General features: G+C 41.7%; 9 protein-coding genes and 1 pseudogene. All 10 read right to left on the reverse strand.

Annotation, left to right across the window (positions count from 1 at the left end; translation table 11 throughout):
- Positions 1–8: 8 nt before the first annotated feature.
- Positions 9–590: a conjugal transfer protein TraO gene (locus K322_RS0112685; RefSeq protein ID WP_084158576.1), complete on the reverse strand. Its 582-nt coding sequence runs from the start codon at positions 588–590 to the stop codon at positions 9–11.
- 40 nt (positions 591–630) lie between these two features.
- Entirely contained in the window at positions 631–1,581 is a 951-nt protein-coding gene (gene traN / locus K322_RS0112690; RefSeq protein WP_026627229.1) for a conjugative transposon protein TraN, read from the reverse strand.
- A gap of 51 nt (positions 1,582–1,632) precedes the next feature.
- Positions 1,633–3,015, reverse strand: a complete 1,383-nt coding sequence (gene traM / locus K322_RS0112695) for a conjugative transposon protein TraM (RefSeq protein ID WP_026627230.1) — start codon at positions 3,013–3,015, stop codon at positions 1,633–1,635.
- On the reverse strand, positions 3,015–3,284 hold the full coding sequence (locus tag K322_RS0112700; protein ID WP_026627231.1) for a TraL conjugative transposon family protein: 270 nt from the start codon (positions 3,282–3,284) through the stop codon (positions 3,015–3,017). Before K322_RS0112700 ends, traM begins: the two co-directional genes overlap by 1 nt.
- An 8-nt stretch (positions 3,285–3,292) precedes the next feature.
- The gene (gene traK, locus K322_RS0112705; RefSeq protein WP_026627232.1) at positions 3,293–3,916 is read right to left on the reverse strand and encodes a conjugative transposon protein TraK; all 624 of its coding nucleotides are present in this window, start codon (positions 3,914–3,916) and stop codon (positions 3,293–3,295) included.
- A gap of 38 nt (positions 3,917–3,954) precedes the next feature.
- Positions 3,955–4,953 (reverse strand): conjugative transposon protein TraJ, encoded by a 999-nt coding sequence (traJ, locus tag K322_RS0112710; protein ID WP_035332065.1) that lies wholly within the window; start codon positions 4,951–4,953, stop codon positions 3,955–3,957.
- A gap of 2 nt (positions 4,954–4,955) precedes the next feature.
- The gene (locus K322_RS0112715; RefSeq protein ID WP_026627234.1) at positions 4,956–5,576 is read right to left on the reverse strand and encodes a DUF4141 domain-containing protein; all 621 of its coding nucleotides are present in this window, start codon (positions 5,574–5,576) and stop codon (positions 4,956–4,958) included.
- Between the two features lie 64 nt (positions 5,577–5,640).
- The gene (locus K322_RS20670) at positions 5,641–5,958 is read right to left on the reverse strand and encodes a DUF3876 domain-containing protein (protein WP_084158577.1); all 318 of its coding nucleotides are present in this window, start codon (positions 5,956–5,958) and stop codon (positions 5,641–5,643) included.
- 13 nt (positions 5,959–5,971) lie between these two features.
- A pseudogene (locus tag K322_RS19360) lies at positions 5,972–6,550 on the reverse strand (TraG family conjugative transposon ATPase); the annotation flags it as partial.
- 109 nt (positions 6,551–6,659) lie between these two features.
- Positions 6,660–7,873: HNH endonuclease (locus tag K322_RS19365; protein ID WP_260203854.1), on the reverse strand; the 1,214-nt coding region annotated here is incomplete at its 5' end.

Below are 7,873 nucleotides of genomic sequence, written 5' to 3' on the forward strand. Positions count from 1 at the left end.
ATTGTCTCTTAGTTGATTATAAATTTGATTCCTACACCGAACTGCCCATGAAAATGCCCCGTGGAATAGCCCCACAAGATGCGTTCCCGTCCTGTAACCAGCAATACAACATGGTCAGTCAGGTACGTTTCAATCTCCAATGTGATAGCTCCACCATAGATAAAGGCATCCTTATGTTGGAGTGTAGAACCATCATATAAGGTCTTTTCGCCCCAATTCGATGTTTCATAGCCTGCAAGGGCAGAACCTCCCAAAGAGAGAAAAACTGTTTTGGACGGATCAGTCAAAAAGTTGTAGTAATAACCGCCTTCAGCCGTAAATTGAGCTATTGGTAATCGTTTTTCCCGATAGGGATAATAGCGTTCCAGATACTCTGCTCCAAACACCCATTTGTTGCCGTTCTTGGTATAAGTCGCCATTGCTACACCAAAATAGTACCCCGCTTCATTGTCGTTCTTGGACGAATATATTCCATCCACCATACCACCCATGAGTTGTATGCCCCGCATCCCCGATAGTGAACGTTGAGCGTATGCTCCGCCCGAAAAGGCGAAACACAACACAACTATTAACATTATTATTTTTCTCATGATTATATCGTCTATATGTTAATAAAAAAGTCTGCTACTTTTATTTCACTTTCAATTCGTTGATAACTTTCGCTCGAATCAGATCGGCATTATCCAAAGTAAATCGCTGATGGCGTCCACCTTCCTGTTCATTGAGTTCCACAACCAACATTTTGTCATCGGGAATTGTAAATTTCGCCAAAGTAAAAATCATGCGTTCTGTTTGCTGCCCACCTATCAACATCAAATTATTGTAGGCACGAAGTGGCCAAATCACCTGCTCCTGAATAGCGGTACGTTTGGCTACTTTTTTATCTACAATCTTAAAGGTGATAAAGTCCACATTGAAAGGTACATTGGATGAATTTTTCAGTTGCAGATGAAAATACAATAGTCCGTTATGGGTATAAATACCTTTGAGCGTGTGCTGTATTCCGAAACGCTTACTACCGATATGCTTTATCTCACGGTCATTGTTCTTGTGTATAGACTGCATAATCAACTTGACGAGCAAGGGTGATTCTTGTCCCAATTCCTGCATATATACCGCCAAAGCATTGTTCGGGCGATTGACCGCTTCGCCATCGTGCAAAAAGTCTGTCATCTCAACAGATAGTTTTACAGGTTCATCTGCATATTTTACGTTAAAACTATAATATGCACCATCTTCTGTAATGACGGACAGGTTACTCTCCCGACTAAAATCCCGCAAAGCAGCCTTTACTCTCAATACATTGTCCGTTCCGTCCGCTTTTGCTGCGAGAAGATCTGCCGACCCTAAATCGACATAGCGAATAGCTGATGGGAATATGACATGAACGGTTTTACTAAATGTAACCTCCAGAGCATAAGGCGGGATCATTCTATCGAAGGTCAGTGGACGGGTAAAACTTTCGTAATAATCACCCGTTGTCGGTTTAGTATGGACCACAATCGTATCTTGAGATATTTCTTGTGCATGAACTGTAAATACACTTACTGCAAGCATTAATATAAAAAAGATTCGTTTCATATTCGTGATTTTAAATTTGTTAAACATTAATTTTTTAGTGGCTTTTCTTGTTTAGTTTTCTTTGGGTAGTAACAGAAGCTTGTAGTTTGCTTTGAGGGTAACTTTTACTACACTCATCTTTTTGCTGATGTATTGCGAAGCCCCTTGTATCAAACCTTTGCCCATATCGGCAGCCAATTGTGAGCCTGCATTATCCGAAATCATAATACTTCTTCCTGCCGACGATGCCAATGTAGCGGCTACTTCCTTTGCCGCTTTTACCTCGTCGTTGTTGGGAATAGAGATCCCGGACTGACCATCCATATCGTACACTTGCAGTTCAACCGGAATAATGTTTCCTGCATACTGAATGGAGTTGATCATTACCTCCAGACGTTCGCCACCAATACGACAAGCTCCTGTCACCAAGGTATTGGCAGGGATCAGGATGTTGCCTGCCCGCATTGGCTCTAAAAGACGAAGTTGTACTTCTTTGCCATTAGTCAGGGTTACGGTCTGGTTTACACAAGCACGGATGCTGTTTTTATCCTGTATTCCCTCATTACCTGCAGCAGTGAGAAAATTCCTGTTTCGGGGCTTGCTGTATAAAGCTATAAATTCATCATTGGACATCGGAGCAGCCAATAGAGATACAACATTGTGATGTACTTGTTTAACGGCTTCTACCTTAACCTTATCGCCTGTGCGTATCACACTTGCTTCTTCTACCTGTTGTTCTCCTACCTGCATAGGCATATAGCGTGCTGCCATTTGGTAGGATTTCTCAAGTAAAGCGGTCTGTTCGTCCTCTTCTGCTTTTTTCGCTTCAGATTCTTCTTGCTTTCGTTCCAATTCCTGAATCCGCTGTTCCATAGCAAACTGCGATTGTCTACCTGTTTCAGCAGGCTTTTCGTACCAATCACCTAATTGCTTGTTGATGTCCTGATAAGCCGTTGCTGATGATTGTATTGCACGGGGAGCTGAACTTCTGGGCTGTTCTACTTGTAGCGACGTATTATAGGCATTGTCCTTTTGTTCATAATTGCTTTGCTCGGTATCGTTGAACATAGAAGAAAAATCCTGTAAAGACTTCATTTTCTCTTGTTCCTTTTGTCGCATCGCTTCCCGCTCATAGGCATCCCGCTTGCCTTCCACAATGCCTTCGTCTTTGGGTACGGGTAGTTCGGCATTGAATCCCGTGAGTCCTACCGCCTGCTCTTTCCCATCATCCGAGGGAGCAAAGATCAGCCACATCGCACCACCGAATATTAAGAAGAATAGAGGCATGATCAATAACTTCTTTCGCTTCTGTCTCTCCGCCATTGAAAGCTCTTGCTTTGGTGGTTTCTGAGGTTCTTTCTTCGCTTCCGATTTATTTTCCGGTACAGATGGCTGTTCTTCAGGAATAGTCCCCGTTTGTGGCGGTATTCCTTTATTCAAATCTTCCTGTTCCATTATTCTACTGATTTTAGATTGTTAATACTATCTCGCTGTTGTTCCACTTGTAGTTTCAGCGATTCGATCTGCTCTATCTGCATCTTTTCTGCCTTGTTTTTACCGAAATTGTAAATAGAAGAAAAGGTCATGTAGATGGAAAGACCGCCAAAAACAAAGAACATCGCTATTACAAGGATAATCCGTCTGTCAGGGGTCAGCCTGCCGAGTATTCCTCGCAGGCCGTCCTCCAACCATTCATTGATGTGTTTCATTATCTTTCGTATCATAGCTTTACCTATCTTTCCGATATCCGAATATCCCGGTTCTCCACAATCTCGAATTTCTCCATCGTGAAGCCGTGAGGGTTATTGTCAGAGCGTACCGAGTTGATCAGATTGCAACGGGTAACCATACTGCGTTCGGTGAGGTTACTCTCTCTAATAATCATCTGTTTGGCATAAGTTACCGCCTTGTAAGGGTAGCTATCGAAATCACAGGCAATACTATCCACCTGCACGATTTGGTTAATATTCCCCGACACGATACGGTTGTAATACCCTTTTTCTGCCATATCCTGATAGTATTTGAAAGCCGATTTATCGACAAGAAATAATGCTCTGTTTACGTTGCTCTCGATGGCTTTCTTATCGGGTGAGAGGGTGAAAAACAGCTCGTGGAAACGCTTGACGTGCTCTCGTGCTTCCACTGGTCTGTTTTGTGTCATATCTTGGGACAGGGCAAGCATCAAGGACTTGCCACCGTCCAATACATAGATACGCTGGCGTTGTGCTTCGGCAAAGTTGTACGACGACCATACCGAGTAACCCGTTATGGCAGCACACATACAGACAAAGACAATACCGAACAGACGTATCTGTTTGAATGATGTTTCTATATTTTTTAATGATTTAAATTCCATATTTTCTATTTAAAGTGTAAATAATTGTCAGAAGTGACTCACTTCCCCATCAGACGACCGGCTACATTGCCTGCGGCAGCTCCGGCAACACCTCCTGCCATTGCAGCTCCTTTACTTGCCATTGTGTTTACTCCGCGTGTAGCACTACCGCCACCAGCCTGAATAACCCAGCCCGCAACACTAGGAATAGAAAAATATCCTATAATGCCGATGATAAAGAATATGATATATACTCCGTTACTGGCATCCGGTACATAGGACGGATCTCTTAACAGGTCTATATCCATTTGCAGCATGAGTGCCTGAATTTTAGATAATACAGCCGAGAACAGATCGGAAATGGGTAGCCATAAATAGACCGAGATATAGCGTGAAATCCAATTGGTCAATGTGGATTGAAAACCGTCATAAACAGAGAGGGCAAATGCCAGAGGACCTAAGATTGACAGCACCACCAGGAAAAACGTTCGCAGGGTATCAATGGTAAGAGCAGCAGCATTGAACAACAACTCAAAGAAATCCCGAATCAGTTGGCGAAACCACATTTTCATATCGTACCAGGTACGTTCTCCCCACATAGAGATCATTTCGGCAGCATCAGTAATTCCGAGATCTTTCATCTTTTGGTCGTACACCTCGTCATCGACCAGCCATGCCTTCCCTTCACGCAGCCTTGCATCGTACTCCAGTTGATCTTTCTCAGCTTGCAGAGCATGCACATCTGTTATTTGTGTCTCCAATACGGTATGTGTTCCTTTTACCACAGGCGACATAACAGCGTTGATTGTGCCGAGTACAAAAGTCGGAAAGAACATGATGCATAGCCCGATGACAAATGGTCTGAGCAGAGGATATACATCTATCGGTTCTGCCCGTGCCAAGGCTTGCCATACACGGGAAGCAACATAAAAGAGAGCACCGAGTCCGGCTATCCCTTTGGCTACACCTACCATGTCGCCACAAAGGGGCATCATATCCTGATACAGATTGCGAAGAAGCTGATGCAGGTTGTCAAAATCTATTGCAAGCAGTGTCATGGTTACCAATATCTTTCGGATGGATTACCATACAGGCTTTTCACTCTCGCCAAATCACCTTTCTCCTGACTGCGGATAAAGGAAACGGAAATGCTTTTCTTGGAAAAGTAGCGGACAAGGTTGCGATGTTCGAGCATCTTGGCGTGTATATCATCTATGATTGACATACGCTCGGCATCAGTCATTGAAAGCCCATTAGAGATGGAAACGACATTTTTTATATCTGCAAGCAGGTTACCACTTTCGTTCAACAGTTTGGCATATCCGGTAGATATGGCTTCCAACTCGTTAACGCTAAAATTCCGATCGGATAACATCTTGTTGAAATTGGTAGAATAGATCTGGGATATTTCACTGACCAATTCTACCGTTTCTTTCACTTTGCGAGCATCTTTGATTAGATTGTGTACCGACTCCAATTTGTCGTAATACTGTTTCCCCTGATCGTAAATTTTCTGCATTTCCTTAAAAGAATTAATCACATTGCTGGCTGTTGTGGCTGTTTTGGAAACAGTCAATATATTTTGTGCCAGATTGGAGGGATCAATCACTGTCCACTGTGCTTTTGCCTGATAGGTACATAGTACCATAAGTGCCATAAGGCAGAAAACTATCTTTTTCATATTCGTTATTTTTAATTGTTACTATTCGTTTATCGTCCGAAGGTCGGAGGTAGCCCCTAATGGACTAATCCTCCTGACGGACATATTCTCCGAAAGCGGAAAGGTGTAAGACCTCTTGCTCCCTATTGTAAGTAATTGTGATACGCTCATACAGTTCAATGTAATGCATCCTGAATACATTGTAGACCGTACAATCACAGACCACCAGCGGGTTGTTGTAAGTAATGCAAAGCCGGATACCACCTCCTCCTTTTCGGAAGATATTTCGATATATTCTTATCGCAGGTGCACCTTCTCTACTTACCCAACGCCCCGTAATCTCCCGCATGGAAAAATCTGTAGAAGTGGAACAGGAATCAATTATATTACATTGACTGAACATAGCTTTTCGTTTTTTACTTGCGTTTACCTTCTGCTATTTGTTTAATAGCCAACTCAATATTGCCATCCAACTCTTCGGTTTTCTTGGCAACTTCCAGCTTCTCCATTTCTTCCGTTGTGAACGTAAAATACTCTTCCAAACTCACTTCTGTGGCATATACAGCAGACTGAACACCACCTAATCCAAACCATACTTCCTTGTATTTTCGGTTCGGATTATTGGACATATTGATGGACAGCACCTGACTTTTTTCTTTTTCGGTCAGCCCCAACAGAGCTTGGATGCTATCAAACTTGTTCATGTACTTACGCTGATCTAAGAGAATCTTGCAGTCGGAGTTGTTGATAATGGACTCCTTAACGATAGGTGATGCGATGATATCGTCCACCTCTTGAGTGACAACGATTGCCTCGCCGAAGAATTTTCGGACGGTCTTAAAAAGGTACTTAATGTACTCTGCCATACCCTCTTTAGCAATCGCTTTCCATGCCTCCTCAATTAATATCATCTTTCTGATTCCCTGTAAACGACGCATCTTATTGATGAAAACTTCCATAACGATGATTGTTACAATCGGAAACAAAATTTTGTGATGTAGGCTAAGCACCCAGCGCCATATCATATTACTATGATTGGTTTCCAAGCACTCGCCTCCGAACCGTACGTACACCTTCCGGCGTATACGGCTCTCCACCAAAGTATCAGTCTTTCTTTCCAATATCAGTCAGTTTGTGACAACTTGCACACAGTGCGATAGTTTTTCGACGTCTTGCAATCATGTGTCTTTCCCAAGGTTTCTTATTATCTAAACCTTTGAGTTTTCTCACATGATGCATATGTAATTTTCTATCTGTTGCTCCGCATAACTCACATACATTTGCCTTTAGCCTATCAACCAAACTAGTTGTACTTATGCTAAATGGTGCTGTGAGATTGTCCACCCATGAATGATAATTGGTGTTCTTTCGTTTAAAACCCTCATTGTAAAAGACTCTGATTTTATTTTCACCTTTCTTGTTTTTGAAGTTTACAGTAAACACATTGTATTTCTTATATTTACGACATATCTTTACAACAGATGTCCGATATTTACAAGCAAAAGTTTTATACATACTGTATTCCATAATGTACTTAAAGGCGTTCATTACCGAACAGTTATTGGCTATTGAATAATAATTGTAGAGACCTCTGATTTCAGCATTATACCTTTCAAGAATTTCCAGATCGTCATTGTTGATAAACTGTACTCGGGATTTTGGTTTCCATTGCTCTTTTCCATTGTGTATTTTGATTTCCAATACACCATATTCAAGCAACTTCTTTTTCATAACATCCGCTGTCAGTTTTAGATATACTTTCTTATTGAAAGCTCTCCTTATGCGACCTATTTTATTCCTCTTGGTAAGGTTGGACTTGCGAACATAGATTTCATACCCAAGGAACTTTGCGGATTTCTCAGTGTGGGTAATCAGTGTTTTTTCGTCCGACAACTCAAGCCTCAATTTGGATTGAAGAAAATTCTTTATATCCTCCTTGATTCTCATTGCGTCTTCTTTACTACCAATTATTCCAATCAGAAAATCGTCTGCATACCTTACATACTTCATTCTTCTGTAATCACAATCCATTTCGTCTCCACATGAGATTAAGGATCTTTCCTTGTCAAAAGCCTTGATCTGTTTGATAATGATTTTTCTTTTTTCTTTGTCTATTGTACTTTTTAGTTTCACTACAGCGAGCCTTTTCCCATATTCATATTGAATACGCTCTTTGTTAGTTTTGCGGTTTTCCCCTTTATCGAATCTTCGGATATATTCCATCATGGAAAATCCAGTGAGCGTTGCCCCCTCGTGCCAGTCTAAATTGCCCCCATGTACCAAAATATGTTTGACCCTTTTCGCCAAAATAAAAATGT

It is taken from the genome of Indolivaga capnocytophagoides DSM 22835, from assembly GCF_000426485.1.
GTDB classification, from domain to species: domain Bacteria; phylum Bacteroidota; class Bacteroidia; order Bacteroidales; family Dysgonomonadaceae; genus Dysgonomonas_A; species Dysgonomonas_A capnocytophagoides.

Coding starts and splice junctions, on each gene's coding strand:
- traJ (WP_035332065.1), bottom strand. CDS start 4,953: ATGACACTGCTTGCAATAGATTTTGACAACCTGCATCAGCTTCTTCGC.
- traM (WP_026627230.1), bottom strand. CDS start 3,015: ATGGAACAGGAAGATTTGAATAAAGGAATACCGCCACAAACGGGGACT.
- K322_RS20670 (WP_084158577.1), bottom strand. CDS start 5,958: ATGTTCAGTCAATGTAATATAATTGATTCCTGTTCCACTTCTACAGAT.
- traN (WP_026627229.1), bottom strand. CDS start 1,581: ATGAAACGAATCTTTTTTATATTAATGCTTGCAGTAAGTGTATTTACA.
- K322_RS0112700 (WP_026627231.1), bottom strand. CDS start 3,284: ATGATACGAAAGATAATGAAACACATCAATGAATGGTTGGAGGACGGC.
- K322_RS0112685 (WP_084158576.1), bottom strand. CDS start 590: ATGAGAAAAATAATAATGTTAATAGTTGTGTTGTGTTTCGCCTTTTCG.
- K322_RS0112715 (WP_026627234.1), bottom strand. CDS start 5,576: ATGAAAAAGATAGTTTTCTGCCTTATGGCACTTATGGTACTATGTACC.
- traK (WP_026627232.1), bottom strand. CDS start 3,916: ATGGAATTTAAATCATTAAAAAATATAGAAACATCATTCAAACAGATA.